This window comes from Streptosporangium sp. NPDC002607 (genome assembly GCF_053592655.1).
On sequence record NZ_JBSFWD010000020.1, the window covers coordinates 89203 to 114975 of the forward strand.

Below are 25773 nucleotides of genomic sequence, written 5' to 3' on the forward strand. Positions count from 1 at the left end.
CCCTTTAGCACAGGACCGTCTACACGCTCAGCTCACCTTCGCCATGGAGATCGACAAGCTCAGACGCATCGTCCGCCGCAACACCCTCATGGACGGGTCGCGGCGGGAGAACGACGCCGAGCATTCCTGGTACGTGGGCATGCTGGCGATGGTCTTGGCCGAACACGCACCACCGGGCACCGACCTCGACAGGGTCGTCGCGATGCTGCTCGTCCACGACATCGTCGAGATCGACGCGGGAGACACCTTCATCTACGACGCCTCCGCCGTCGAGGCCCAGTTGGGCATCGAGCGCAAGGCCGCCGACCGGATCTTCGGGCTGCTCCCAGCTGACCAGGCCGCGCGGTTGCGCGACCTCTGGGACGAGTTCGAGGAGCGCAGGACTCCCGAGGCCAAGTTCGCCAAGGCCCTCGACCGGATCGCGCCCATCATGGCCAACCACCACAACGAGGGCGGCACCTGGTCGCTCTACAAGGTGACGGCGGAACAGGTGCTGGAGAAGGTGAAAATCATCGAGGAGGGGTCGGCGACGCTGGGCGCCTACGCCACCGAGATCATCGCTCTCTCCGTCAGCCGAGGACATTTGGCGCGTGCATAACACCGTTCCCGGGTAGGTCCCTATGGGTCGAGAAGGGGGCGATAGTGAAGGAAACCGTCAAAACAGGGCGCCGAACTTTTAAGCGCCTGGTGCCCGGGGTCGAGTTCACCGAGCGGATCGAGCGGTCCCCCAGGGCCGATCGGCCGATCCGCATACTCGCCAAGGCGGTGCGCCGACGGATCGGCCCTGGCCTGCTCCGTGACCTGCTGCACGGGGTACCGCTCGGCAAACCACTCCATCCACCGCTCGCCAACCTCAGCCTGGGCCTCTGGGCGGCGACCGCGGTGCTCGACGTGACCCGCTCGGATCCACGCGCGTCGCAACTGCTGGTCGCGAGTGGACTCGCCACCGCCACCCCGGCGGTGGCCGCGGGCATCGTCGACTGGTCCGCGCTCCACCGCGAGCAGCAGCGGGTGGGGTTCGTGCACGCGATCGCCAACCTGACCTCCCTGGGGCTCTACGCCGGATCGCTGGCGTTCCGGTTGACCGGGCGCGACCGGACCGGGCGGCTGCTGTCGTTCGTCGGGCTGGGTGCCGCGAGCGTGGGCGGCTACCTCGGCGGCTACCTCGCCTACCGGCAGGCGGCCGGGTCCAACCACGCCGAGTCCGTCACCCACCTGGTCCCGCTGGGCTGGCACGACCTGTGCGAGATCGGCGATCTGCCGGACGGACGTCCGGTGACGCGACGGCTCGGCTACATCGACCTGTTCGTACTCCGTGTCGGGGGCACCGTCACGGTCCTCGCCGACCAGTGCGCCCACCTGGCCGGGCCACTCCACCAGGGGCGTCTGATCTCGGAGGAGGGCACCGCCTGCGTGGTCTGCCCGTGGCACGGAAGCACCTTCAGACTCTCCGACGGTGCCGTCGTACACGGCCCGGCCACGGCCCCCCAGCCGTCCTTCGAGACCCGGGTCCGCCGCGACGGCGTGCTCCAGGTCCGTCCCGCCCAGGCATGACGGACCGCCCCGCCCGGGCGCGGCGAGAACCGGCCCGCCACCGGTCCTGAGCTGTTCGGGCCGTTCGGGGCTATGCGGGCTTGCCGTCGGCGGGGTGTTCCACCAGGGCGAGGATCCGGCTGGACATGAACCGGGCGGTGCGCACGGCCGTTCCGCTCCGGGTGACCTCGCTCACCTCGACGACGCCGCCGCGTGCGTTGGCCACCTCAACGCGGCGTCCCGCTCTGGTGGCGCTGACCTCGTAGGTACGGGAACTGTCTCCTGCGTCGATGACAACCTCGACCTTGTCACCTTTCATACCTGATTGGTACCCACTAGTAGGCAGGTTCACCCGTACACCAGTTTGACTATCGCCACCACACCGATGCAGACGATGAACCAGCGCAATACCGGAGCGGGCAGCTTCCTGCCGATCTTCGCACCGAGGAAACCGCCGATCGCGGCGCCCAGCGCCACCATCAGCACCGCCAGCCAGTCGATCTCCGCGATCAGGATGAACAGCGCCGCGGCGGACATGTTGATCAGCAGCGAGAGCACGTTCTTGGCCGCGTTGATCCGCTGCAGGCCGTCGTCGAGGAAGCTGCCGAGCAGCCCGATGAGCAGCACGCCCTGCGCGGCGCCGAAGTAGCCGCCGTAGATGCCGCAGGCGAAGACACCGATCCAGAGCCAGGGGCCGCCGTGCGGCTGGGCGTGCTCCCGCCGGGCGCTCAACCACCTGTTGAGTCTCGGCTGGGCGATCACCAGCACGCACGCCACACCGATCAGGACGGGCACCACGACGTTGAACGTCTCCGCGGGGAGATAGAGCAGGAGCACCCCGCCGATCACCGCGCTGATGATCGTCGGAATTCCCAGCCGGATCAGCCGCTGGCGCTGCCCCTTCAACTCCGCCCGGTAGCCGAGCGCGCCGGTCAGCGAGCCCGGGACCAGGCCGACGCTGTTGCAGACGTTGGCGACGACCGGCGGCATCCCCAGCGCGACCATGGTCGGAAACGTGATCAGAGATCCGGAGCCGACAACGGCGTTGATGCCTCCGGCTCCGATACCGGCCACGAAGATCGCAGCCGCCTCCCACGGTGTCATGAACTCCCCTTTGCTGGTGAGGCTCGCGCCCATGACGAGGTGCACGGCACTTACCGGATGCTAGGAGGAGCCCGGCCGCCGTCTCACGGCAGGGGTATGCTTTACCGGTTTTTGGACAACCGAAATGAGTTCAGAGTTGGTGCGCCCGCGCGTACCACCGGCCGTCCCGCCCCTGATCCAGGCTGAGCGGGACGCTGAAGGTGTGCGACAGGTTCTCCGCCGTCATCACCTGCTCGATCGGCCCCTGGGCCACCACGGAGCCGTGCCGGAGCAACAGCGCGTGGGTGAACCCGCTGGGCACCTCCTCCACGTGGTGGGTGACCAGCACCATGGTCGGCGCCTTCGGATCGTGCGCGAGCGTCGCCAGGCGGCGGACCAGGTCCTCGCGCCCGCCCAGGTCCAGGCCGGCGGCGGGCTCGTCCAGCAGCAGCAGCTCCGGGTTCGGCATGAGCGCGCGGGCGATCTGGACCCGCTTACGCTCTCCCTCGGACAACGTGTTGAACCGGCGCCGGATCAGGTGGGCGCATCCGAACTGGTCGATCAGCTCGACGGCGCGCGTGACGTCGTGGGAGTCGTACTCCTCCGTCCAGCGGCCGAGGATGGCGTACGAGGCCGTGAGCACCAGGTCGATGACCTTCTCCTCCGGCGGCACCTTCTCCGCCAGTGAGGCGCTCGCGAGCCCGATGCGGGGCCGCAGTTCGAAGACGTCGCTCTGGCCGAGCCGCTCGCCCAGAATCTCCACGATGCCCTCGGTGGGGAACAGCATCGCCCCGACCACCTGCAGCAACGTCGTCTTCCCCGCGCCGTTGGGACCGATGACGACCCACCGTTCGTCCTCGTGAACGGTCCAGTCGATCTCCCGCAGCAGGGCCGCCCCGTCCCTGCGGACGGTGACGTCCTGTAGCCGAAGCACCTGACCGCCCATCCCTTACGCCTCCTTGTGAATCGCTGGAACAAAACCTATTGCAGGGTGAGCGCATATCGTGGATCGGTGCACCCTGATTCACCGATCTCGGCCACCCTGGTCTGCTGGGGCAACGCCTGGCTCGCCGGACAGGTCGGCCTCGACGAGGCCGCCGACCGCGTGGAACGACAGGCCGGCCCCCAAGTCGTCGCCGCGGAAAGCGGCGACCTTCCCCTCCGCGGGTTCCTCGCCGACCTGCGGATCGGGGGTATGAAGTCGCTGCGACTGGCCCTGCCCGTCCCGGGCGACCCGCTCGGGCTCACCGGACCGCCCCCCTTCAACTCCGCGGCCATCGAGGCCGGACAGGCGGCGACAGCCGTGCTCGGTGACAGATGCCTTGGCCTGGTCCCGGTAAAGGACCACCGCGGGTCATCGTACGCCGGGGTTCGCTGGAGCGTGCTGGAGGCCCGAGCCACGGCACCCGACCTGCCCTCTCTCGCCGACGCGGAGCACGAGCTGACCCGCGCGATGCGGGTGGCCACCGACGCCCTGCTCGGCGTGGGGGGTCCGGCCCAGGGCCACCGGCAGCTGAAGATCACCGATGACGGCCTGGCCCCCGGCTATCCCGCCCGCGCCCATCGGGTCGCCGCCCTGGCCGCCCGTCTCGCCGCGGTGCTCCGCATCGCCGACGAGCGGGGGCTCACCTCGGGCCAGCTCGCCGTGCGCGCCGAGGCCCTGCGTGAGCTCGACCGCGCGGTGCGCCGGGCCCGCGTGGTCGCCCACCACGCCATCACCGAGCTGGTCTGAGGGCCCGGTCCGAGAGCCCGTCGCGGGGCGGGTCACCGGCCGGAGGTCAGCTTCCAGAGCTTGACGGTGCGGTCCTTGCCCGCCGAGACGGCCACCATACGGTCGCCGATGGTCATGACGGTGACCGAGTAGACCCCGCCCTTGTGTGCCTTGATCGCCTTGCCAAGGGGTTTGCCCTCGGCCGGGTCCCAGAGCCGGACGGTCCCGTCCGTGCTGCCCGACACCAGCACGGTGCGCCCGTCCACCGTGCCGAACGCCAGGGAGTAGACGTTGCCTCCGTGACCCTTGAGCGGCTTGCCGATGGTCTTGGAGGTCTTCGGGTCCCAGATCCTGATCTTCTTGTCCTTGCCGCCCGAGGCGACCACGGTGCGGTCGCCCAGCTTGCCGAAGGCCACCGAGAAGACCCGCCCGCTGTGCCCCCGGTAGACCTTGCCGTACCGCTTCCTGGTGACGAGGTCCCAGATCTTCAGCGTCTTGTCGGCGCCGGCGGACACGACGACGGAGCGCTTTCCGATCTTGCCGAAGGCGAGCCAGTTGACGTCGTCGCGGTGCGCGGAGACGACTCTGAGCAACCTGCGGCTCTTCAGGTTCCAGAAGTAGAGCGTGCCGTCGCCGTCCCCGGTGACGGCGACCGGTGAACCGTTCACGATGCCCGCCGCGGCGGAGAAGACCGCGATGGGGTGGTGGCCGAGAACCCTGCTCTTGCGGGTCTTCAGGTTCCACAGGCGGACGGAGTGGTCGTAGCCGCCGGTCACCGCGTACGGCGTGCCGCCGAAGGTGACGGTGGCGACCGCGTAGACCTCGCCCCGGTGGCCGCGGAGCCGGTGGAGCCTCTTGTGCTCGGCGGGGTCCCAGATCCCGAGCGAACCGTCCTGGCTGCCCGAGACCACCGTGGGCCTGCCCTTGATCTCGACCTTGGCGAGGGACTGTACGGCCCTGCTGTGCCCCTTGAGCGCCTTGCCGTCCTGACCGTCGAAGAGCACCGCGGTGGGCGGCATGGCGAGCGGCTCGGACGGCTCGGAGGTCGGCGCCGTCGTGAGACTCGCCGTGGGGGCCGGGGTCAGGGCCTGCGCGACAGGTGTCGGGGCCTGCGTGGCAGCCTGCGAGGCGGCCGTGGGGGGCCGTGTGGAGGGAATCGAGGACGACGGCGTACCGGCATCGGGAGCCGGGGAGCTCGCCGTGGTGTCGTTCCGCATGCTCGGCACCGCCACCAGCACGGCGGTGGCCAGGGCCAGGGCTCCCACGAGCACCCCGGTGACGAGGGCGGCCCGTCTGCGCCGCGTCCCGTGCTCGCCGTGCTCACCGTGCTCGCCGGGCGCGCCGGGTACCGGGTCACCGAAGAGGTCCGGGTGCCGCGGCGGTGGCGGGGGGTACGCCCCCGGCGGGGGCGCGGCCTGCCGGCCGACGGGCGTCAGGTTGCCCGGGTAGTGCGCGGGTCCCGCGGGGGAGGTGAAGGGGACGGCCGCGGGCGGAGGAGCAGCCGGGGAGGTGCCTGCCCTGCCGCCCGGAGCGTGGGGGGCCGCGCCGGGCTCCCCCGGGTCCGCCCCTGACGGCCGCACCCACAACGTCTCGGGAGCGGGCGGCGGGGGCACGGTCGAGGCGGCGGGCGGGGGCACGGGCGGAACGGCGGGCGAAGGCGCGGGCAGGGCAGTGGGCAGGGGCGGAGCGGCGAGCGGAGGCTCGGGAGCGGCTGCCTCCTCCGACTGGGTGTCCAGAAGCGCGAACAGCACCTCGGAGGCGTTGGGCCGTTCCCCGGCCTGCTTGCTGAGGCACGAGGTGACGATCGGCCGCAGGGTGTCGGGAAGCTCGGACAGGTCGGGGGCCTCGTTCATCACCCTGTAGATGACCGCGGGCACGCTGTCCTGGCCGAACGCGGGCCGCCCGGTCGCGGCGAACACCATCGTCAACGCCCAGCTGAACATGTCGGAGGAGGGCTCGACCCGGTGCCCGGAGACCTGTTCCGGCGACATGTAGGCGGGGGTGCCGACCACTCCGCTCGTCACGGTCATCGCCGAGTCGAGGGCCCTGGCGATGCCGAAGTCGATCACGCGGGGTCCGTCGGGACCGAGCAGCACGTTGCTGGGCTTGAAATCGCGGTGCACGATGCCCGCCCGGTGGATGGCGGCCAGCGCGGTCACGGTGCCGACCGCGAGCCGGTGGAGCACGTTGCCGCCGCGGGGTCCCTCGGCCTGCACGACCCGCTGCAGGGAGATCCCCTCCACCAGCTCGCTCACGATGTAGGGGCGGTCACCGTCCATGTGGGCGCCCAGCACCTGGGCGGTGCAGAACGGCGCCACCCGGCGGGCGGCGGAGACCTCACGGAGGAACCGGGCGCCGTCCATGCCGGTGTCGCTCAGCCTGGGGTGGAGCAGCTTGATCGCCACCATCACCCCGTCGGGCCCCCGGCCCGCGTAGACCACCCCCTGTGCCCCCTCGCCGAGGCGGCCGAGCAGCCGGTAGTCGCCCAGTGACTCCGGGTCCTCCCTGCGCAGCGGGCTCGTATCCGGCACCTGAGCCTCCCCGTTGTCCAGCCTGTGAACCGCCGCCGTCCCCGAGTCACCAAAGATACGCAAATAACTAATTTTCAGGTAGATCACTCACTCTTCCGGCGCGTCCTTCTTAAGTCATAATCTTCGAAACAAATGGTGACTACGGTCACCCCTAGCTCGTGCGGAGACGCCCATGCGCCGAAGCTTCGGCACGCTCCTAGGTCTCAGCCTCATCACTCCGCTCGCGATCGTCCCCAACGCCTCGGCCGCCGCCGCGAACACACAGTCCCCGGCTTCCTCCGAGGTCCTGTCGGCGACCCGGACGGACGTCTCGGCCGTGGCCCCGTCAGCGGCGGGTCTGGACAGGCCCTGGTCCGCTTTCAAGGTCTCAGTGAAGGCCCCAAAACGGGTCAGAAGCGGCCAAGAGTTCATGTATACGATCAAAATCACCAATCGGGGACCACAGAAGGCCGACTACTTCTACGTAGGCGGGACCCTCCTACCAAAAGGCATCAACAGCACCGTCTACTACAAGGGCCCGAAAGGCACCGACTGCGACTTCTACACCGACGGCTTCTGGTGTGTGACGCCCTGGATCATCGGCAAGGGCGAGTCGGAGACGGTACGCATCTGGGTCAAGCTCAACAAGCGGACCAGGGGCACCGCGGTCGCCAAGCTCGGCGCCGACACCTGGAACGTCCCGACCGGAGGCGCGGACCTCAGCCGCGACGAGTGGAGGCGGCTGAACTTCCCCCACTGGTACTACCTCAAGACGGTGAAAACCAAGATCGTCCATCCCACACCGCCCAAACCCAAGCGCAGTGGGGGCGGGAGTTACACCCCGCCACCGCCGCCGCCTCCCCCGCCGCCGCCCCCGCCGCCGGGACGGCGTGAGGAGAAGAAGGACACCTGACCTCGCACGCCGGTCAGGCCAGGCCGTTCCGCACCGCGTAGAGGGCGGCCTGGGTCCTGTCCTGCACGCCCAGCTTCATCAGCACGTTGGAGACGTGGGTCTTCACGGTCTTCTCCGCCACGGTGAGCTGTCTGGCGATCTCCCTGTTGGAACGGCCCGACGCGATCAGCGCGAGCACCTCGCGCTCCCGTTCGGTCAACGGTGCCACCCGTCTGCCCTCCGGCGTGGCCGGAACGGATCCGGAGAGGGAGAGCATCGCCTCCGCGGCCTCCGGAGCGAGCAGCACCTGGCCGCCGTGCACCGCCCGGATCGCGTGCACGAGCGCTGCCGGTTCGACGTCCTTGTACAGGAAGCCCGCCGCGCCCGCCCGCATCGCCGGGGCCACGTCCTCCCGGTCACTGACCGAGGTCAGCACGAGCACCCGCGGCGACAGTCCCCGCTCCCCCAGCAGGAGCAGCGCGCCGAGCCCGTCGAGGACCGGCATCTTCAGGTCGAGCAGCAGCACGTCCGGGGCGAGGGTCTCCACCAGGGCGACCGCCTCGGCGCCGTCGGCGGCCTCGCCGACCACGTCGAGGTCTTCCTGGAGGTCCAGGAAGGTACGCAGCCCCTGCCGGACGACCGGGTGGTCGTCGGCGATCAGGACGCGGATCACGCCGGCACCTCCATCCGGACGAGCGTGCCGCCCCCGGGCTCCGACCTCACCCGCACGCTGCCGCCGACGGCCTCCGCCCGATCGCCCATCGAGGCGATGCCCAGCCCTCGTCCCACGGCGGCGGTCACCTCGAATCCCGTCCCGTCGTCGCTCACCTCCAGAAACACGCGCCCGCCCTCGCAACCCAGCCGTACGCCGACGGCACGCGCCTTCGAATGCCTGGAGGCGTTGTGCAGTGCCTCCTGGGCCACCCGCAGCACGGCCGCCTCGATCTCGGGTTCGAGGTCGCACACCGGAGCCTCCTCGAACGAGAACGAGGCCGGGTGGAGCCGGTCGAGCAGGCGGACGTGCTTGCGGAGCGTCTCGGCCAGGCCGTGCCGGTCGAGCTCGGCCGGCCGGAGCTCGACGATCACCGCCCGCAGTTCGGCCAGCGCCTCTCCCGCCAGCCGTTCCACCCGGTCGAGCTCCCGCACCGCCCGTACCGGGTCGCCGGCGACCAGCGACGCCGCGGCCCGCGCGGTGAGGCGCAGCGAGAACAGCTTCTGGGTCACCGCGTCGTGCAGTTCCCTGGCCATCCGGGTGCGCTCCTCCACCAGCGTGAGCTCCCGGCTCCGCTCGTACAGGTGGGCGTTGGTGAGGGCGAGCGCGGCGTGCGCGGCGAACATGGTGAGCAGCCGCTGGTCGGCCTCGGTGAAGCCGCCCGGGGCCCGCTTGTTGGACAGGAAGATGATGCCGAGCACCTCGTCCCCGTCGAGGATCGGCACCCCGAGGAAGTCCTTGAGCACCGGATGGGCACGGGGCCAGTATTCGAACCGGGGGTCCCTGCGGATGTCGGGAAGCCTGACCGGCACGCCCTCGCGCAGCAGGGCGCCGAGCATGCCGTGCTGGCGGGGCGTGGGCCCGATCGCGTCCCACTCCTCGTCGGAGATGCCCTCGGCGACGAACTCGGCGAACGCCCCCTGGTCGTCGGGCACGCCCAGCGCGGCGTAGCGGGCGTCCAGCAGCCGCCCCGCCGACCGCACGATGACGCCGAGCACCTCCCGGACCGACAGATGCCTGGTCACCGCGAGGACGGCCGAGCTCACCGCGTGCAGCACGGCGTCCCGGTCCTCACTCTCGGAGCTCACGGAACGACTCTAGCCCCGGTCCGATGAGAGCTCGGCGCCACCGTTCGGCGGGCTCGGTACCGGTGGACGGACGCCCGTGCGGCGGCCGGTACCACGATCAAGGCCGAGGAGGTGCGTTCGCTGACGATCCGGTTGCCGGGGCCGCCGGCCATCGAGCGGGACGGCCGTCCGGTCCGTCCGCCGCGCCGTGCGCCTCCAGGGCGTCCAGCTGGGACTGGAGTTCCTGGGTGAGGGAGGAGCAGCGGGCGTAGCCGATGCGGATGTCGGCTGATAGCCGGTCGAGGTCGACCGGGGCGGGCGGCGGGGTGTGTTGGTGATCTTCTCTCGGAATCGCTCGTTTACCAGAAGCCGTGCATGGACTCAGGAGTGGTCGTCGGCCTGCCGGCCGGCCTCGTGCCGCGGTGGTTCCTCCGTCGGGAACAGGATCATGCTCAGGAGGTGGGGGCTGCGGCCGGGCGCGGGTTTGTTGCCCGCCCTGGAGGCCAGGACGTCGCGTAGCTCGTCGATCATCTCGGCGAGCTCGTCCGGGCTGAGCCAGACGGTGCCCTGCCGGTAGCCCACGGAGTCGGCGGTCGGGTCGGCTCCGTCCCGGTCGAGGTAGGCGTTGAACTCGGCGTGCAGGGCGGCCATGGCTGCGGCGAACCCGTGACGGTGCTCGTCCAGGGACATCGACGCGGCCATGTCGGCGTCGATCCCTGCATGCTCGCGGCGTAGCCGGTAGTGGCGTTCGACGGCACCGTGCACGCGCTGCTCGTCGACGACCTCCAGCACTCCCGCCTCGGCCAGCAGGCCGACGTGCCGGTACACCGTGGTCTTGGGGACGTCGGGCAGGCCGGCGCACAGGCCGGACGTGGTGCGGGTGCGACCGCCGGACATGGCGTGCACGATGCGCAGCCGGACCGGGTGCAGGAGCAGATCAAGGGTGTCCACAGCCCTACGATCCCATATCTGGTACCGTTCCTGAAATTGGTAAAGCACATGCCCGATGGCGTGGCGACGGGTGGCGACCCCGAAAGGTGCGCTCTCGTCTCCGCCAAGCCGGCGCCGGCAGTGAGGGAGTCAGCGATGCAACGCCAAACGACCGAGGCAACGCCGCCAGTGGGACGGCACCACCAGGTCGGGGATCGGAGACTGTTCCTCCACCGATCGGGCAGCGGGAGCCCGGCGGTGGTGTTCCTACCCGGGGCCGGCTCATCCGGCATGGACGGCTTCATCGTTCAGCAGCGGGCCGCTGAACTCACCACGAGCGTGCTCTACGACCGGGCCGGAACGGGGTGGAGCGACCGGGCCGAGCTGCCACGCACCTCCACCCAGGTCACCGACGAGCTGCGCGAGCTGCTGCGGGTCGTCGGCGTGCCCGCTCCCTACCTGCTGGTCGGTCATTCCCTCGGCGGCCTCCACGCACGCCACTATGCGCAGCGTTTCCCCGACGAGGTGGCGGGCCTGGTTCTGGTGGAGCCCGAACACGAGGACTACGACTCCTACATGCCCAAGGAACTGAACGAGCTGTATCAGGCGTGGGACCCCGGCGAGGCGGTGCCTGACGAGTTGCCCGACGAAATCATCCAGTTCTACCGCGCCCTGTTCGCGCGGGAGATGGCCGACTGGCCGGAGGAGATCCGCGAGTCGCTGATCGAACGACACGTCAGCCCGGAATGGCTGAAGATCGGCGGCCAGGAGGCGGCCAACCGTCACCAACTCCATGACGAGGTACGCAACGCGGGACCGATGCCCGACGTCCCGCTGATCGTACTCACCGCTGTAGCGATCGACCCCTTCAAAGAAGCGGTCACCCAGGGCATGCCCACATCGCTCCTCCACGAGGAGGCCGAAGCGAAAACGCGGCTCTACACCGCGCTGGTCGAATCTGTTTCGCACGGCGAGAACCGCGTCATCGACGACGCCGGACATGTCTCCGTCATATTCCGCCGTCCCGACGCCGTTCTCCAAGCGATCCAAGACCTACTCGGCAGGCTCGGCAGCTGATCAGGACAGCGGCTCCACGGCAGCGTCGACTCCCGGCCCGGAACTGCCCTGATCTGCGGCACCGGGGAGCAGGAAGGGCAGGCCTGCGTCGTGGCCCCTGTTCGGGTGTAGGGGCCGCCACCCCTCGATGAGCTCGGCTTCGATGTCGACGGTGATGAACCCGACGCGCGATCGGTGCCGGGTGTCCGGTGGGGGTTCCTCTTACGGTGATCGCTGGTCAGGAGCGAGGAGCACGGGATGTCGGCCTCTTGAACGGCAGGTGACGCGGTCCGGCCGGCCAACGGGGTGAGCAGACCATCCCCATCGGGTCGGTGAACGCCCGCCGCTCAACTGCGCAGCTGCGCGTTGAGCCGTGCGGCCTGTCGCGTGAGGTGGTCGCGTTCGGGGAGGCTGGGCGCCGATCGGGCAGCTTCGGCGTAGAGCCGTGCCGCGGTCACCGGGTCACCGTCACGCTCGTGTAGGTACGCCGCGACGGCGGCGTGGCGGGGCAGGGCGGGGTCGAGCCCCGCCAGGGCGGCCAGGCCGGCCCGCGGGCCGTCGGCCTCACCGACCGCGACGACCCGGTTGAGGCGGGCCACCGGGCTGTCGGTGAGGCGCACCAGTTCGTCGTACCACTCGACGATCTGCACCCAGTCGGTCTCCTCGGCCGTCCGGGCGTCGGCGTGGAGCGCGGCGATGGCGGCTTGGGCCTGGAACTCGCCCAGGCGGTCGCGGGTGAGGGCTGCCTGGAGCACGTCGACGCCCTCGGCGATCAGACGGGTGTTCCACAGGCCGCGGTCCTGCTCGGCAAGAGGCACGAGCCTGCCGTCGGGGCCGGTCCGTGCCGGGCGCCGTGCGTGGTGGAGCAGCATGAGCGCGAGCAGGCCCGCGACCTCCTCATGGTTGACCTTGGCCGCCAGCCGGCGAGTGAGCCGGATCGCCTCGCCGGCGAGGTCGACGTCGCCGGAGTAGCCCTCGTTGAAGACCAGGTAGAGCACGCGCAGCACCGTGGCGACGTCACCGGGCTGGTTGAACCGGACGCCTGAGACGGCCCGCTTGGCCCTGCTGATCCGCTGGGCCATGGTCGCCTCCGGCACGAGGTAGGCCTGCGCGATCTGACGCGTGGTCAGGCCGCCGACCGCGCGCAGCGTGAGCGCGACGGCCGAAGCCGGTGTCAGGGACGGGCGCGCGCACAGGAAGTACAGCTGGAGCGTGTCGTCCACCACCTCGCCCGGGCCGGGCATGGGCTCGCCCTCGACACGTACCTCGCGATGCCGTCGGGAGGTATCGGCGCGGGCTGCGTCGAGGAACTTACGCCAGGCCACGGTGACCAGCCAGCCCTTGGGGTCCCGCGGCGGGTCGTCCGGCCACACGCGCACGGCCTCGACCAGGGCGTCCTGCACGGCGTCCTCGGCCGCCGCGAAGTCGGCTCCACGACGGACGAGAACACCGATCACCGCGGGCACCAGCTCCCGCAGCAGCGACTCGTTCACTCGGTTACCGTGGGCTGCTCGGCGTAGAACGGGCGCACCTCGAGCCACTCGTGGATCGGCTTCCCACCCGCACCCGGAGCCGCGGACAACTCGCCGGCCAGCTCGAGCGCCCGCTCGTAGGTCTCGACGTCGATCACCATCCAGCCGGCGATCAGGTCCTTGGTCTCCGCGAACGGGCCGTCGGTGACCGGCGGCCGCCCCTCGCCGTCGTAGCGGACGAACGTGCCCTCCGGGGAGAGCGCCTGACCGTCGACGAACTCGCCGGTGCCCTCGAGCCGAGCGGCGAAGTCCCGCATGTACTGCAGGTGGGCCGAAAGCTCCTCCGGCGTCCACTGGTCCATCGGCACGTCGTTGACCGATGCCGGCGCGCCCCGGTAGTGCTTGAGCAGCAGGTACTTGGCCATCATGTTCTCCTCAGTTCAGTGCGGTACGGCCCATTGTGGCCGTGTTCACTCCGGGGACGAAGCCGCGCTCGGGTTCTCGACATCCCGCCGCGACATTTCCTGGCGGACTTCAAAGACTCCGCGCACTCCCAGGCGCCACAGATGGGCACAGGGAGTCCCTTCGCGTCCAAGGCGCGAAGGGCACGGTGGTGAGCCAGACCCGGCCGCGTCGGATCGCCGCTTCCCGATCGGCACCCGGTGCGGCCGGCAGGAGTAGGCCTTGTCCGCGCACCGCGAATCGTCAGGCGTCCCCCAAACCCAAGTAACCCCAGGTCAGAGGTGGGTTCGTTGGATTCTGCCCCATTGCTGCCGAGACCCCCGGGTGAGGGAGGCGAGGACCGGGCCGCGGCGGGCACCCGACGCGTCGTCCAACCGCTCACCGTTCGGTCGGCCAGTCAGTCACAAGGAATCTCCAAGTGAGCTCCCACATGCTGATCTCATTAACCAACGGGGGATCACCGAATTCCGACTGGAGTAAAGAAATGCGCCGGCACCTGACCGCCTTCGCCGCCATCGCCCTGGCGGGAGGCATGCTGCTCACCCCTGGAACCGCGAACGCCGCGGCTCCCCGGATCACCGCCCCGCAGGGGACGGTCCACGCCGACAAGCCGCTCGCGCCGCTGAAGCTGACCGTCACCTACCCTCGCAGGGCCTGGGCGGGTGACTCGTACGTCTACACGCTCACGACCAAGAACGTGGGCAAGTGGTACACCGACATCGCCTACATCGGCGGCTACCTTCCCTCGCAGGTCTCCAAGGTCCGCGTCATCCGCAAGCCCGCCGGGTCGTACTGCGAGATCTCCGGCCGCGAGGTGGGCTGCCTGCTCGACACCCTGAACCCCGGAAAGACGGCCACCATCAAGGTCAGGGTCTGGTTGAAGAACAGCGCCAGGGGCACCGCGGCCGCCGATTTCGGCTCGGCCTCGATCGACGTCCCCGCGGGCGGGCTCGGCACCTTCGACATCCACGGCATCGACATCGGCAGCGACGTCAAGTACGTGCGGGTGAAGACCCGGGTGCTCCGCTAACCGCGCGTTCCGCGCGTGCCGCCGTCCCCCTGGGGCGATCGCCGAAAACAGCGACGATCGTGACGCCCCGTACGTCGACGACGCGGCACGCGCGGAAAACAGCCCCAGCCGGTTTCATCCCCTAAAATCCTCTTAGTGCGCCTTTAAGGCATTTTCAAAACCCGGCCTTTCCCGGTTCGGGTTCCTCACGAGGCCCAGGCCTCTGCACAGCGCGAAGTCCCGGCCCTTTCGAGCCTCAGATCACTCCGGGCCCCGGATCGCACGAGGCGTGCCGGTCGGTGTGGCCCTGCCCCGCCCGGCACCTCCACCCGGTACGGCGCCGCGCCAGGTGTTCCACCTAAATCACATAGCGAAATATGATTTCTCCCCACATCTATATGTGTGATAAAACGCTGGAACTTTATGGGGCGTTCCAGGCGTCCCCTTAACTCTTCAGCTGGGAGACGTTTGATGCGCCACCCGATCTCCAAGATCGCCGCTCTTGCTCTGGTCGCCCCGCTGGCCGGCGGCATGCTGTTCGCCACCCCCGCCTCGGCGGCTCCCGCGCAGGTGCCGGCGGCGGTCAAGGCCGCGGCCGAACCGTTCTCCTCCTTCACGGTCAGCGTCTCCGCTCCGAAGAAGGTCAAGGCCGGCGGAAAGGTCACTTACAAGATCAAGGCCGTCAACAAGGGCCCCTACGCGGCCGACGCCTTCTACATGGGCGGCCTGCTGCCCAAGCACTCCAAGGTCACTGCGATCTCCGCGCCCAGGGGCACGGAATGCGACAACTTCAAAGACGGATTCTGGTGCTTTACCCCCTACGCCCTTGAGATCGATGACTACGAGATCATCACGATCACGGTGAAGCTCGGCAAGAAGTCGGGGCGGACCGCCGAGGCCATCCTGGGCGTCGACACCTACGACCTCCAGACCGGCGCCGAGGACCTCTCCCGGGAGGAGCTGGAGCGTCTGGGTACCAAGGGCTGGTACTTCGTGAAGAAGGTCAAGACCAGGATCGTGGGCTAACCACACCCACCGAGAAGGCGAGCAGCCCCGGCCCGTCGCGGGCCGGGGCTGCTCGCCTTCTCCGTTCGGGGACACCGCTCAGAAACGGCCCCAGTCGTCGGCGGCGGCGCGCCAGACGTCGATGTTGCGCGGGTCGACGGCCATCCTGCGCGGCCGGTGCGTCTCGTGCTCCTCGGGGGTGAAGACCCGGTGGCCGTCGCACAGCTCGTACCTGGGCCCGTGCTTGGGTTCGAACATGTAGAAGGCGATCGAGGTCGACGCGGAGTGGTTGACCATGTCGGAGGCGATCGGCACCCCCTTGTACAGGGCGCGTGCCCTGCCGCGCATGACGTGGTCGAGGCTCTTCATCATGAAGCACAGGTGGGCGACGTAGTACTCGTTGTTGCGCTGCAGGGCCAGGCTGTGGTGGTAACGGTCCTCGGCCCGCAGGAACACGGTGCCGTCCCCGACGTAGTCGGAGGCCATGAAGCCGAGCACCCCGGTGTAGAAGGCCAGGGACTCGTCGTACTTGTCGGTGGCGATGAAAGGGTGCACGAGGTCGAGCGGACGCAGCTCGATGACGGGCGCCTCGGCGTACTCCTGGAACTCGGTGAACAGCTCCACGATCAGCCCGTTCGGGTCGCTCACGCCGAAGCCGCGCTGGCACAGGCCCTTCATCCTGTCCTGCAGGGGCAGCACCTCCAGCCCCGCCGCGAGCACCCTCTCCCTCAGGTCGTCGAGGACCTCGTCGGACTCCACGCTGAAGCCGATCGCGACCGTGTGCGACGTCTCCCTGCCGGGCTCGTGGAGCAGTTCCACACAGTGGTGCTCGATGTCGGCGCGCAGGTAGGCGTACTCGTCGTCGTGCTGTTCGAGCTGGAGACCCACGTGATACTGGAGGAACTCAATGGTCTCTGCCATATCCGGCACCGCGATCCGGGCGTACTCCATCCCGTACGGTGCCCGGGGACGGGCGTCAGCTGTCATGGTGCCTTCCTCATTCCTTCTTGGTTCTTCGTGGCGTGCTCGTCGTGTGGCGCCGGTCGGCGCGGGCGTCGCGGCGGGATCAGCAGTGCAGGCTGACGATGGCCTGCCGCTCGATCACCGGCCGCCAGCGCAGCCGCACGAACTCCTCGTGCGAGGAGCTGTGCAGGTAGTCCAGCAACTCCTGCTCGGAGTCGAACCCGACGACGAAGCCGTGCGTCATGCTCGTGTCGCGCGTGCTGACGTTGGGACCGCAGGCCCAGTCACGCATGGCCGGATACCTGCTCGGGAACGTCTCCAGCTCCGCCAGGACCGCCGCCACCGTCTCGGCAGGTACGTCCTCCTTGAAGCGGAAGACCAGCATGTGCTTGATCATCAGAGGATGAAGCTCAGCCGTGCGCCCGCGTCCATGGCCTCCATGGTGGGAATCGACCTGCGGAGCCTGAAGCGGAGCCCCTCGTCCTCGATCAGCAGGACGTGCTCGTAGCGGCCCACGTAGCTGTAGGTCCCACCGTCGCGGTAGCGGTGGACGATGAAGTTGGCACTCACCCAGACCGTCTTGTCGCCCTGTTCCAGGATGAGCACGTTGGAGATCATCCGATGGGTCCTGGAGTGCGGGTTCTCCGCGTGCGCCTTACGGCTCTTGAGCCGCTTCACCCTGGCCTTGATGAGATCGTAGTCGTCACACATGAAGGAGCCGGCCTCCGAGCTGTCCCAGCCCTTCCAGTCGGTGGTGGCGACCTCCAGCCGTCCGCCCTCCTCGAAGAGGGCGAACCACTCGTCGAGGCGCCACTCGTCGAGCAGCGACGCCTCGCGATAGAGAAAGTCCTCCACCTCGTGCCGGGTGATGGTCCTGCCGCCCACGGCGCTCTCCTTACTCTTCTTACCGTCCATCGACTCGGTCCCGGCCCGCTCAGTCCTGGCCCACGACGTCCTGGTCCACGACGGTGGCCCAGTGACGCCAGAAGCTGCGCATCGCGCCCTCGTCGATGGAACGGCCCTGGTTGCCCTTTTTCTCGTTGGCCATGCCGCGCGACATGTCACTCCAGTCGAAGGCGGGGTCCGCCGCGTTCGCGGTCGCCTCGATCCCGCGCTGCACCGCCTCGTACGCCTCGATGTCGTCCGGCGTCGCGAGGCCGCCGGGACCGACGAAGCTGACCATCGTCTTGATCCGCAGTGCCCGCACCTCGGCGGGCTCGTCCACCTCGACGAACTGCCAGGCCCGCACGCTGGTCTGGCCGGCGGAGACCGGATCGAGCTGACGGATGGTCAGCGCCTCCAGGTCGAACAGGAGCAGGTTGGGGAAGACGAAGAGGATACGACTGGCGTCGGCGACCTCCTTGGCCGGCTCGGGGCCGAGCCGATCCTCCATCTCCTGGCGCTTGAGAGCCGTCCGCTCCTTCTCCGCCTCGCCGAACCTCGGCTCCCAGACCATGCCGATCCGCCCGTTGTGGCCGGTCAGGATGAGCAGTCCGTGGCCGCCGCCGAGGTCGTAGGCGTACTGGTCGTCGTCGGTGACGGCGAAGCCGGTCTCGCGCAGGTAGCCCACGAAGGTGTTGTGGGTGGGCGCGAAGTGGTAGCCGTCCATCGCGTTCTCGACCGCGAGCTTCCAGTTGCCCTTGACCGAGTACAGCTGCACCCCGGGCACGGTCTCCATGCCCGCGGGACCGATCTTCGCGGTCAGCGACATGTAGTGGGCGGCCTTGCCGAGGTGGGTCATCAGGTCGGGCACGTCCGGGTCGAAGGCGATGAACACGAAGCCCTCGTGGCTCTGGATCCTGGGCACCGAGCGCAGCTTCATCGCCTCGCGGAACTCCGGCACGTCGACGTACGCGTCGTCGCCGGGCAGCGCCGAGAGATCACCCGAGTTGCTGAACACCCATGCGTGGTAGAAGCACTGGAAGAACTTCGTGTTGCCCTCGCTGTGCCGGCAGAGCACGGTGCCCCGGTGGGTGCAGGCGTTGAGGAAGACCTGGACCTCGCCGGAGGAGTCGCGGCAGAAGATCAGCGGACGCCCGCCGAGAGTCCTCGTCTTGAAGTCACCCGGCTTGGGGATCTCCGTCTCGTGGCCGAGGTAGAGCCAGGTGTGCCCCCAGATCCGGGAGATCTCCGCCTGGAAGACCTCATCTGACCGGTAGGCGGACCTGTGCACCTTGAACGACAACGCCTCCCCATCCTCCTTCACGAGGGAGGAGATCGGATATCCCTGTGTCAGCTGCGTCATCGCGGCGCCTGGCCTTCCTACGGACTTTGAACGAGAATTCGAGATGCCATCTCGCTATGTGATGCTGCTACCACGCCATCTCGGTGTCAAGTGCCAGTCTTCGCACCGAAATCTTCGGTTACTCCCCGTTAACGGCGACGCAACACTTGTCGAGTTTTCTCAGCCGGTGACAGCGACGTATCCCCCGTGGAGGGACAATGCTCCAGCCGAAGACCGGCCGCATCGATGGTTCCCACTACCTCCCCACCAGCCCGGACACCAGCCTCTGGGGCCTGTTGCCCAATCGCGACCACCAGCACGTACTCCGTGTCGAGTCCGGCGACACCGTCACCATCGATACTCTCAGTCACGAGGGAATCCTGGAGGACCAGGGTCGTGACCCGGTCTCCTACCTCGCCGGATTCGGCGTCGGCGCCGACCAGGTGCTCACCGACGCACGCGACCTGGCCGCCTCCGACGTCGCCCACGACTACGACAACGACGGCCCGCACGTGGTGACGGGGCCGATCTCCGTCGCCGGGGCCCAACCCGGCGACGTGCTCAAGGTGGACGTGCTCAGCCTGCTGATCCGGGCGCCGTACGGGTTCATCAGCAGCAGGCACGGCTACGGCGCGCTCCCCGGGGAGTTCCCCGAGACCGCCGCCGACACCGGCCCGCTCGCGGACGGCGCGCGGGAGTACAACAGCGTCTGCGTCTTCACCGAGGTGGTCGAGGAGGCCGGGCGCCTGCACGGCGTCATCCCGTTCGGCGAGGGGCGGGCGGCGCGCTTCCCGCTCGCGCCGTTCCTGGGCCTGATGGGGGTGGCGGTCGACACCGGCGACCAGGTCCACTCGGTGCCGCCCGGCTCCTTCGGCGGGAACCTCGACATCAACGAGCTGCGGGTCGGGTCCAGCCTCTACCTGCCGGTACAGGTCCCGGGTGCCGGGTTCTACGCGGGCGACCCGCACTACGCCCAGGGCGACGGCGAGGTCGCCCTGACCGCGCTTGAGGCACCGCTGCGCGCCACACTGCGCCTGTCGGTGATCCCCGCCAAGGAGGCCGGTCCGCTCCTTGGCACGCTCGGTGAGCCGTTCGCCGAGACCTCGACCCACTGGCTCCCCGTCGGCCTGCACACAGACCTCAACGAGGCCATGCGGCGTGCCGTACGGGCAGCCGTGACGTTCCTCGAACTCACCCAGGGCATGGAACGCTCAAGGGCGCTCGCCTACCTCAGCGCGGCGGCCGACTTCGAGGTCAGCCAGGTCGTCGACCAGGTCAAGGGGGTGCACTGCCTGATCAGGAAGGCCGACTTCGGGCGGTAGCCACCGGGCCGCCCGGGATGCTAGCTCCCGGGCAGCCAGACGGAGTCGCCGAAGTCCGCCCGCGGGGGACTGAACACGTCGACGTTGACGCACGGCCCCTCGGTGGGCTCGACGTAGTGCTCGGCCCCCCGGGGGACCAGCATCATCGAACCCGCGGACATCTCGTGCGGCACGCCGTCGACGTAGTAGTTGCACCTGCCCTGCAGGATCAGTACGAGCTGATCGAAGTCGTCGTGCTTGTGCGGGTTGAGCGTCATGCCGACGGCCAGTTCGTGCCAGGCGAGCATGATCTCGTCAGTGGAGTACACCTTGCGCCGGACACCCGGCCGGATCTCGGTCGCGGGGATGTCGTCCCAGTTGACGGCGGTGGCGTACAGCCGCTGGTTGAACACGGGCATTCCTTTCATTGATCCCACTTGTCCATCACCTCGCGCAGGGCCGAACCGAGGAGTTGCAGGTCCGAGCCGACGATGAGGTAACGCGCGGCGCCGAGGCCGCTCCCGGCGGCCAGCTCGGCGTCCGCACGGGCGAGCCAGCCGCCCGATGCCACCCCGACGGAACGGGCCGCGTCGACGATCTCCCTCACCCGCGCGAGCAGCACCTCCGCACCGGGGAGGCCCAGGCTGACGGCCAGGTCGGTGGTACCGACGAAGGCCACGTCCAGGCCGTCCAGCAGCTCTGGCAGCGGGTCACAGGTGGTGGCGGTCTCGATCTGCCCGACGAGCAGCGGCGGCTCCGCCGCCTCCGCCGCCAGGTACGCCGCCAGGTCCACGGCGCCGAAGCCGGCGGTCGGGTGGGAGAGGCTGATGCTCCGCCGCCCATGCGGGGCGTAGCGGGCCGCGGCGACCAGGGCGGCGCTCTCGGCGGCGGCGGTCAGCGTCGAGAGCTGCACTCCCGCCGCGCCCGCCTCCAGCACCCTGTTGATCAGCGGCGGATCCACGACGGGCACCCGGACCAGGGCCGGGATGCCCGTCGCGGCGGCATGCCGCACCAGGGAGATCACCGTCTCCGCCGACAGCGAGGAGTGCTCCAGGTCGACGACGACGAAGTCGAACCCGGCCTGCCGGGCGAGATCCACGGAGTCGACGGTGGGCAGCTTGACGAACGTGCCGACGACCCGGCCTCCACCGGCCAGCGCGCTCCGCAGCCTCCGTCTCGCCTCGACGACCGGCGTCACCGGCCGGTGCCCAGGCCGCGCCAGGGCGTCGTCTCCACCCGCTGCCCGCCGTGCAGGACGAGGGCCGGCTCCAGCCTGGGTGCCACGATCGAGTTGCCCGCCGCGTCGGGCAGGGTCGTCTCCTCGGTGTCCTCCAGCACCGTGACGTGGGCGGGACCGCCCTCGACGAGGGTGCCGTACCCCTCGGTGTCCAGGCCGAGCCGCCGGGCGGGGGCGATGGTCATCCGCGGCACGATCTCGTCCATGGTCATGCCGAGCGCCCGCAGCTTGGCGGCGCTGGTGATCAGGTCGAAGACCGGCCCGCGCCAGTTCCTGGCGCTGGTGTCGGAGGTGAGCAGGTCGGGCAGGAAGCCCTCGGCGATCGCCTTCCTGGCGACCTCGAAGCTGAGATTGCTCTTGCCGTGGGCGCTGTCGAAGAGGACCCCGCGAGCCCGTGCGTCGAGCACCGCGGGAATGACCTTGTCGTCGTCGAGGATGCCGTGCGGCTTGCCGGTGTAGCAGTGCGCGACGATGTCCCCCGGGCGGAGCATCCCCAGAACCTCGGGCAGCGGCTCCTCGGTCTCCCCGATGTGGACCATGAGGGGCAGACCCGCGTCGGCGGCCAACGCGAGGGAGCTCTTGAGCAGCGAGCGCCAGGCCGAGCCGACCACGTCCTCGGAGAGACGGATCTTGAAGCCGCGGACCACGTCCGGGTTGTCCCGCGCCACGGCCAGCGCGTCCTCGGCGACCAGCGTGTCCGGGTTGAGCAGCTCGCCGAAACGGAAGTCGATCAGCCCGAGCACCGAGACGTTGAGGAAGTTGACCAGGCGCATCTCGGCGGGCCGGACCACGAATTCGCGGAAGGCGGCGAAGGTCGAGGCGCCGACCGTACCGGCGTCGGCGGCGGCGACCACTCCCCGGCCCAGATGGGCCTCGTCCGGCGGCGCCCCCACCTTCGAGACGTTCTCGAAGACATGGGTGTGCCCCTCGACCAGGCCCGGCATGACCCACTTGCCCGCGCAGTCGACGACCTCCCCGGCCTGCGCGGCGAGCGAGGGCGCGATGCGCGCGACGCGGCCGTCGGTCACGGCCACGTCGGTGACCGAGTGAGTGCCCGCCACGGGGTCGAAGACGGTGCCGCCGGACAGAACAAGGTCGAACGAAATCTCGGTCATCTCATATCTCTCATCTCAGGGAACTGCGAAGGCTCTGGGAAGGGGGGAACTCAGCGGTACCGGGTGCGCAGCGGCAGCACGCCGGCGACGGACACCTCCACCTCGTCACCGGGACGCAGGAAGACCCCGCGGTCCTGGCCCGTGCCCGCCGGGGTGCCGGTCAGCACGACGTCGCCGGGTCGCAGCGCGGCGAAGTGGGAGATCCTGGAGATCAGCTCGGGCACGGCGAAGATCAGTTCCGCCGTGCTGGAGTCCTGCCGGACCGTTCCGTTCACGCTGGTCCTGACAGTGATCTTCTCGGGGTCGTCGACCGCCGAGAGTTCGAGCACCGAGGCACCGAGCGCGCCGAAGCCGGGGAAGCTCTTGGCCAGGGTGGGGGTCGCGGTGGCGACCATGACGTCACGCGCGGTCATGTCGTTGGCCGCCGTGATGCCGGCGATGTGCCTCCACACCTCACCGGGCGGGGTGCGGTGCATCGGCCGCCCGATCACGAAGGCGACCTCGCCCTCGTAGTCCACCTGGCTGGAACGGTCCTGCGGCAGCGTCACCTCCGCTCCCGGCGCGGACACCGCCGAGGGCGACCGGAGGAAGAGGATGGGTTCCGAGGGGACGGCCCGCCCGGTCAGCCGTGCCTTCGACAGGTAGTTCAGCCCCACACCCCAGATGGCCCCGGTGCCGCCCAGCGGGGCCAGGAGCTCCCCCGGCTCGATCCGGCCCCGCTCCCGCGCGGCGTGCGCGGGGGCGAAGCCCTCACCCGCCGCGAGCAGCTCCGCCACATCGGCGAAGGGCAGGTCCAGCAGGACGGCGCCGTCACCGTCGAGACGTGCCAGGCCACGCGGCGTGGCGATCAGGTTCATGCCTCCTCCCCGGAGAGCGAGCCGCCGCAGGCGGTGGCGAGGAGGACTGTCGCGAAGGCCATGACGGCCCCTGCGCGTCGCATACCCATGCTTGCTCCTACTCCTCTCGCCGCCGGTCCGGGGAGACGGCGAGGGTTCAGGGGGTGGTTTTTCTTGGGGCATCGGCGGGCGGTCGCGCCAGTGGCCGGGTTCCCCACCGCCGTGCCAGGTCAACCGGGCTTCATGAACGTACGAGGAACGCTTGGCACGTGTCAAGATGCGGAATCACATCTCGCATTGCGTCACATCGCAGGCGTGCTTGAACGCTGCGGGAGATCACCTGCGATTTCCGGAAAGAATGTCTGATCAGCGAGAACGCACGCCGACGGGACACGCCGCCGCGCCGTGACTTCCGCTTCCGAGCCCGCTGGCCCACACTCAGACGGACGTGGTGCCGCCCAGCTCGCGCGACAGCTCGCGCGCCACCCCCAGCAGCACGGCGGCGGCCTGCGTCTCCAGGTCGCCCGCGAGGGAGGCCACCGTGCCGAGGACCGCCATCGAGGCGACCACCTGGTCACCCTCGAAGATCGGCGCCGCGAGCACGCGCACCCCGTGATCCACCGGAGAGTTGATCGCGAGCCCGGTCCGCCGGACCTCCTTGAGGAGTTCACGCAGCTCCGCGGAGGCCCGCAGCCGCCGCGCGAGCCCGGGTACCTCTCCCACAGGCAGGTAGGCGCAGAAGATCCGGCCCTGGGCCGAGCGGGTGACGTCAAGCTGCGAGCCGGTACGGACGCTCAGCCGGATGTCGCCGAGGGTGTTGTCCACGCAGCTGACCACCACCGGGCACTCACCGTTCCAGACGCTGAGCACGACCGTCTGGTTGATCTCGCGCATGAGCAGTTCGAGGTGGGGAGCGGCGGCCGCGGCGATGGGCAGCCCGGCCCGCGCGGCGGCCTCCAGCCCGAGCAGCTGGGGACCGAGCGAGTACAGCGCGCTACGCGGGTCGTAGCGGAGCAGGTTGGCCGCCCGCAACGCCCTGGCGTACCGGTGGGCGGTGGGCTTGCTGACCCCCAGGCGCGTGGTGATCTCATTGAGGCTCAGCCAGGGACGCTCGATGGTGAAACCACTCAGGATCAGCGCGGCGCGCCGCACCGTCTGGATGGCGGGCACCTCGTCGGCCACGTCGACGTCGCCGGGGTGCGCCTGATCCGCCATGCCGACTCCTCCGCACAGACCATCCGTTGGACCGGACTCTACCGACTGTCGAACTCAGGCCGCATCGGAAGAATGGCCGGGCGTGGTACCGAGGGCGGGATTCACCAGCGGCGCCAGGTTGTTGACCGCCGCGGCGGCCTCGCCGAACCCGACGGAGATCAGCCGGACCTTGCCGTCATAGTCGCTGATGTCCCCGGCGGCGAACACCCTGGGCAGGTTCGTCCTCATCGACCGGTCGACGAGGACGTGCCGTTTACGCAGCTCAAGGCCCCACTTCTGGACAGGCCCGAGGTCGGCTATGAAACCGAGCGCCGCCACCACGGTCTGGGCCGGCAGCGTGACGCGGTCGCCCTCCTTGACCTTCTCGACGACGACCTCACCGAGAAGGGGGTCGCCGCCGATCTCGGCGACCTCGTACGGCGTCAGCACCCGTACCGACGACGCGTGCAGCGTCGCCACGCTGCGCTCGTGCGCGCGGAAGATGGGCCTGCGGTGCACGAGCGTCACCGAGCGAGCCAGCGGTTCCAGGGCGAGTGCCCAGTCCACCGCGGAGTCTCCGCCGCCGACCACCACGACGTCGTGGCCGGCCACCTCGTCCAGCCTGCGGACGAAGTAGCGCAACCCCCGGCCCAGGTACTCCTCGCCCACGGGCAGCTCCCGAGGGGTGAAGGTGCCGATGCCCCCGGTGAGGAGCATGGCCTTGGCGCGCACCCGGGTACCCGCGTCGGTGACGACCTCCACGCCCTCCTCGTCGTGCAGCAGTTCGCAGGCGCTCTCCCCGAGCAGGAAGAGCGGATCGGCCTGAGCCGCCTGCGTCATCAGCTCGTCGACCAGCCGCTGCCCCTTCACCGCGGGGAACCCCGCGATGTCGAAGATGTCCTTCTCCGGGTAGAGCGCCGAGATCTGGCCGCCGGGCTCGGGCAGCGAGTCGATCACGGCGACGGACATGCCGCGAAAGCCCGCGTAGTAGGCGCCGTACAGCCCCGAGGGGCCCGCGCCGACGATCACCAGATCGACGTCGTACGCCGTCACGCCCCACCGCCGGGAGGCACCGCGGCGGGATGGTCGCTGCCGGTACGGCCGACCTTCCTGGCCCCGCCGGGAGAGCCCAGATCGGCGAAGAACTCGGCGTTGATCTCGGCGAACCTGGTCGCCTCCGCCGGGAGGTCCTCCTGATGGAAGATCGACATCACCGGGCAGGCGGGTTCGCACCGGCCACAGTCGACGCACTCATCCGGATGGATGTACATCATCCGGTCGCCCTCATAGATGCAGTCGACCGGGCACTCCTCGACACACGATCTGTCCTGCACGTCCACACACGCGTCGGTCACGACGTAGACCATCAGTCCTCCCTCGTCGGCAACGTGGGGGAACAGTAGGATTCAGCCGCAAGCATTGTCAATATACGAGATGGCGTCTTGCATGGAGTTAACATGT

Annotated in this window: 28 protein-coding genes; 8 read left to right on the plus strand and 20 right to left on the minus strand. The window is 69.5% G+C overall.

Annotated elements, in window-relative coordinates:
• Positions 1–43 precede the first annotated feature (43 nt).
• A complete protein-coding gene (locus ACWD3H_RS23060; protein WP_451956451.1) occupies positions 44–598 on the plus strand; it encodes an HD domain-containing protein in 555 nt (184 codons plus the stop codon).
• 89 nt (positions 599–687) lie between these two features.
• Positions 688–1554 (plus strand): Rieske 2Fe-2S domain-containing protein, encoded by an 867-nt coding sequence (locus ACWD3H_RS23065; RefSeq protein WP_355550581.1) that lies wholly within the window; start codon positions 688–690, stop codon positions 1552–1554.
• A gap of 70 nt (positions 1555–1624) precedes the next feature.
• On the opposite strand, the gene ACWD3H_RS23070 is transcribed toward ACWD3H_RS23065, so the two are convergent.
• From ACWD3H_RS23070 to ACWD3H_RS23080, 3 genes are all read right to left on the minus strand, one after another.
• A complete protein-coding gene (locus ACWD3H_RS23070; RefSeq protein WP_329088968.1) occupies positions 1625–1852 on the minus strand; it encodes a hypothetical protein in 228 nt (75 codons plus the stop codon).
• A gap of 29 nt (positions 1853–1881) precedes the next feature.
• On the minus strand, positions 1882–2637 hold the full coding sequence (locus tag ACWD3H_RS23075; protein WP_350959116.1) for a sulfite exporter TauE/SafE family protein: 756 nt from the start codon (positions 2635–2637) through the stop codon (positions 1882–1884).
• Positions 2638–2767: 130 nt separating this feature from the next.
• Positions 2768–3562 carry an ABC transporter ATP-binding protein gene (locus ACWD3H_RS23080; RefSeq protein WP_350918647.1) on the minus strand — a complete coding sequence of 265 codons (795 nt, stop codon included), beginning with the start codon at positions 3560–3562 and terminating at the stop codon, positions 2768–2770.
• A 66-nt stretch (positions 3563–3628) separates the two neighbouring features.
• Between ACWD3H_RS23080 and ACWD3H_RS23085 the strand changes: the two genes are divergently transcribed.
• Complete coding sequence (locus ACWD3H_RS23085; RefSeq protein WP_355550584.1) at positions 3629–4348, plus strand: hypothetical protein; 720 nt, start codon at positions 3629–3631, stop codon at positions 4346–4348.
• 32 nt (positions 4349–4380) lie between these two features.
• On the opposite strand, the gene ACWD3H_RS23090 is transcribed toward ACWD3H_RS23085, so the two are convergent.
• Complete coding sequence (locus ACWD3H_RS23090; RefSeq protein WP_451956417.1) at positions 4381–6858, minus strand: protein kinase domain-containing protein; 2478 nt, start codon at positions 6856–6858, stop codon at positions 4381–4383.
• Between the two features lie 172 nt (positions 6859–7030).
• Between ACWD3H_RS23090 and ACWD3H_RS23095 the strand changes: the two genes are divergently transcribed.
• Positions 7031–7750, plus strand: coding sequence for a hypothetical protein (locus tag ACWD3H_RS23095; RefSeq protein WP_451956418.1), 720 nt, complete (start codon positions 7031–7033; stop codon positions 7748–7750).
• Positions 7751–7763: 13 nt separating this feature from the next.
• Here ACWD3H_RS23095 and ACWD3H_RS23100 read toward each other — a convergent pair whose 3' ends face one another.
• From ACWD3H_RS23100 to ACWD3H_RS23110, 3 genes are all read right to left on the minus strand, one after another.
• On the minus strand, positions 7764–8402 hold the full coding sequence (locus ACWD3H_RS23100) for a response regulator (protein WP_451956419.1): 639 nt from the start codon (positions 8400–8402) through the stop codon (positions 7764–7766).
• A complete protein-coding gene (locus ACWD3H_RS23105; protein WP_451956420.1) occupies positions 8399–9529 on the minus strand; it encodes a GAF domain-containing sensor histidine kinase in 1131 nt (376 codons plus the stop codon). Before ACWD3H_RS23105 ends, ACWD3H_RS23100 begins: the two co-directional genes overlap by 4 nt.
• A gap of 360 nt (positions 9530–9889) precedes the next feature.
• A complete protein-coding gene (locus ACWD3H_RS23110; protein WP_355550593.1) occupies positions 9890–10459 on the minus strand; it encodes a helix-turn-helix domain-containing protein in 570 nt (189 codons plus the stop codon).
• Positions 10460–10696: 237 nt separating this feature from the next.
• Between ACWD3H_RS23110 and ACWD3H_RS23115 the strand changes: the two genes are divergently transcribed.
• Positions 10697–11515, plus strand: a complete 819-nt coding sequence (locus tag ACWD3H_RS23115) for an alpha/beta fold hydrolase (RefSeq protein WP_451956421.1) — start codon at positions 10697–10699, stop codon at positions 11513–11515.
• Positions 11516–11841: 326 nt separating this feature from the next.
• Here ACWD3H_RS23115 and ACWD3H_RS23120 read toward each other — a convergent pair whose 3' ends face one another.
• A complete protein-coding gene (locus ACWD3H_RS23120; protein ID WP_451956422.1) occupies positions 11842–12987 on the minus strand; it encodes an RNA polymerase sigma factor in 1146 nt (381 codons plus the stop codon).
• Entirely contained in the window at positions 12984–13391 is a 408-nt protein-coding gene (locus tag ACWD3H_RS23125) for a YciI family protein (protein WP_451956452.1), read from the minus strand. The genes ACWD3H_RS23120 and ACWD3H_RS23125 overlap by 4 nt, the downstream gene beginning before the upstream one ends.
• Before the next feature lie 521 nt (positions 13392–13912).
• Here ACWD3H_RS23125 and ACWD3H_RS23130 point away from each other — a divergent pair.
• Together ACWD3H_RS23130 and ACWD3H_RS23135 are read left to right on the plus strand one after the other, a co-directional pair.
• Positions 13913–14458: a hypothetical protein gene (locus ACWD3H_RS23130; protein WP_355550601.1), complete on the plus strand. Its 546-nt coding sequence runs from the start codon at positions 13913–13915 to the stop codon at positions 14456–14458.
• A gap of 450 nt (positions 14459–14908) precedes the next feature.
• Positions 14909–15463, plus strand: a complete 555-nt coding sequence (locus ACWD3H_RS23135) for a hypothetical protein (protein WP_451956423.1) — start codon at positions 14909–14911, stop codon at positions 15461–15463.
• 78 nt (positions 15464–15541) lie between these two features.
• Here ACWD3H_RS23135 and ACWD3H_RS23140 read toward each other — a convergent pair whose 3' ends face one another.
• The 4 genes from ACWD3H_RS23140 to ACWD3H_RS23155 form a co-directional block, all read right to left on the minus strand.
• Positions 15542–16429, minus strand: a complete 888-nt coding sequence (locus tag ACWD3H_RS23140) for a VOC family protein (protein WP_355550605.1) — start codon at positions 16427–16429, stop codon at positions 15542–15544.
• Positions 16430–16508: 79 nt separating this feature from the next.
• Positions 16509–16802 carry a Dabb family protein gene (locus tag ACWD3H_RS23145; protein ID WP_030916912.1) on the minus strand — a complete coding sequence of 98 codons (294 nt, stop codon included), beginning with the start codon at positions 16800–16802 and terminating at the stop codon, positions 16509–16511.
• Positions 16802–17320 carry an aromatic-ring-hydroxylating dioxygenase subunit beta gene (locus tag ACWD3H_RS23150; protein WP_355550608.1) on the minus strand — a complete coding sequence of 173 codons (519 nt, stop codon included), beginning with the start codon at positions 17318–17320 and terminating at the stop codon, positions 16802–16804. Before ACWD3H_RS23150 ends, ACWD3H_RS23145 begins: the two co-directional genes overlap by 1 nt.
• A 19-nt stretch (positions 17321–17339) precedes the next feature.
• Positions 17340–18650, minus strand: a complete 1311-nt coding sequence (locus tag ACWD3H_RS23155) for an aromatic ring-hydroxylating oxygenase subunit alpha (protein ID WP_451956424.1) — start codon at positions 18648–18650, stop codon at positions 17340–17342.
• Positions 18651–18847: 197 nt separating this feature from the next.
• Here ACWD3H_RS23155 and ACWD3H_RS23160 point away from each other — a divergent pair, with 197 nt between their 5' ends.
• A complete protein-coding gene (locus tag ACWD3H_RS23160) occupies positions 18848–19951 on the plus strand; it encodes an acetamidase/formamidase family protein (protein ID WP_451956425.1) in 1104 nt (367 codons plus the stop codon).
• A gap of 20 nt (positions 19952–19971) precedes the next feature.
• Here the strand turns inward: ACWD3H_RS23160 and ACWD3H_RS23165 are convergent, their stop codons facing one another.
• The 7 genes from ACWD3H_RS23165 to fdxA all read right to left on the minus strand — a co-directional run bounded on the left by ACWD3H_RS23165 (position 19972) and on the right by fdxA (position 25679).
• A complete protein-coding gene (locus ACWD3H_RS23165) occupies positions 19972–20343 on the minus strand; it encodes a cupin domain-containing protein (RefSeq protein WP_451956426.1) in 372 nt (123 codons plus the stop codon).
• Between the two features lie 11 nt (positions 20344–20354).
• Positions 20355–21128, minus strand: coding sequence for an HpcH/HpaI aldolase family protein (locus ACWD3H_RS23170; RefSeq protein ID WP_451956427.1), 774 nt, complete (start codon positions 21126–21128; stop codon positions 20355–20357).
• A complete protein-coding gene (locus ACWD3H_RS23175; protein ID WP_451956428.1) occupies positions 21125–22282 on the minus strand; it encodes a hypothetical protein in 1158 nt (385 codons plus the stop codon). The genes ACWD3H_RS23170 and ACWD3H_RS23175 overlap by 4 nt, the downstream gene beginning before the upstream one ends.
• Before the next feature lie 50 nt (positions 22283–22332).
• The gene (locus tag ACWD3H_RS23180) at positions 22333–23139 is read right to left on the minus strand and encodes a fumarylacetoacetate hydrolase family protein (protein ID WP_355550618.1); all 807 of its coding nucleotides are present in this window, start codon (positions 23137–23139) and stop codon (positions 22333–22335) included.
• 417 nt (positions 23140–23556) lie between these two features.
• A complete protein-coding gene (locus ACWD3H_RS23185; protein WP_451956429.1) occupies positions 23557–24333 on the minus strand; it encodes an IclR family transcriptional regulator in 777 nt (258 codons plus the stop codon).
• A gap of 54 nt (positions 24334–24387) precedes the next feature.
• On the minus strand, positions 24388–25365 hold the full coding sequence (locus ACWD3H_RS23190) for an NAD(P)/FAD-dependent oxidoreductase (RefSeq protein WP_355621462.1): 978 nt from the start codon (positions 25363–25365) through the stop codon (positions 24388–24390).
• A complete protein-coding gene (gene fdxA, locus ACWD3H_RS23195; protein ID WP_350930253.1) occupies positions 25362–25679 on the minus strand; it encodes a ferredoxin in 318 nt (105 codons plus the stop codon). Before fdxA ends, ACWD3H_RS23190 begins: the two co-directional genes overlap by 4 nt.
• Between the last annotated feature and the right edge of the window lie 94 nt (positions 25680–25773).

Coding starts and splice junctions, on each gene's coding strand:
- ACWD3H_RS23075 (WP_350959116.1), bottom strand. CDS start 2,637: ATGACACCGTGGGAGGCGGCTGCGATCTTCGTGGCCGGTATCGGAGCC.
- ACWD3H_RS23155 (WP_451956424.1), bottom strand. CDS start 18,650: ATGACGCAGCTGACACAGGGATATCCGATCTCCTCCCTCGTGAAGGAG.
- ACWD3H_RS23060 (WP_451956451.1), top strand. CDS start 44: ATGGAGATCGACAAGCTCAGACGCATCGTCCGCCGCAACACCCTCATG.
- ACWD3H_RS23095 (WP_451956418.1), top strand. CDS start 7,031: ATGCGCCGAAGCTTCGGCACGCTCCTAGGTCTCAGCCTCATCACTCCG.
- ACWD3H_RS23180 (WP_355550618.1), bottom strand. CDS start 23,139: ATGAACCTGATCGCCACGCCGCGTGGCCTGGCACGTCTCGACGGTGAC.
- ACWD3H_RS23070 (WP_329088968.1), bottom strand. CDS start 1,852: ATGAAAGGTGACAAGGTCGAGGTTGTCATCGACGCAGGAGACAGTTCC.
- ACWD3H_RS23130 (WP_355550601.1), top strand. CDS start 13,913: ATGCGCCGGCACCTGACCGCCTTCGCCGCCATCGCCCTGGCGGGAGGC.
- fdxA (WP_350930253.1), bottom strand. CDS start 25,679: ATGGTCTACGTCGTGACCGACGCGTGTGTGGACGTGCAGGACAGATCG.
- ACWD3H_RS23140 (WP_355550605.1), bottom strand. CDS start 16,429: ATGACAGCTGACGCCCGTCCCCGGGCACCGTACGGGATGGAGTACGCC.
- ACWD3H_RS23185 (WP_451956429.1), bottom strand. CDS start 24,333: ATGGCGGATCAGGCGCACCCCGGCGACGTCGACGTGGCCGACGAGGTG.
- ACWD3H_RS23125 (WP_451956452.1), bottom strand. CDS start 13,391: ATGGCCAAGTACCTGCTGCTCAAGCACTACCGGGGCGCGCCGGCATCG.
- ACWD3H_RS23145 (WP_030916912.1), bottom strand. CDS start 16,802: ATGATCAAGCACATGCTGGTCTTCCGCTTCAAGGAGGACGTACCTGCC.
- ACWD3H_RS23150 (WP_355550608.1), bottom strand. CDS start 17,320: ATGGACGGTAAGAAGAGTAAGGAGAGCGCCGTGGGCGGCAGGACCATC.
- ACWD3H_RS23160 (WP_451956425.1), top strand. CDS start 18,848: ATGCTCCAGCCGAAGACCGGCCGCATCGATGGTTCCCACTACCTCCCC.
- ACWD3H_RS23080 (WP_350918647.1), bottom strand. CDS start 3,562: ATGGGCGGTCAGGTGCTTCGGCTACAGGACGTCACCGTCCGCAGGGAC.
- ACWD3H_RS23135 (WP_451956423.1), top strand. CDS start 14,909: ATGCGCCACCCGATCTCCAAGATCGCCGCTCTTGCTCTGGTCGCCCCG.
- ACWD3H_RS23175 (WP_451956428.1), bottom strand. CDS start 22,282: ATGACCGAGATTTCGTTCGACCTTGTTCTGTCCGGCGGCACCGTCTTC.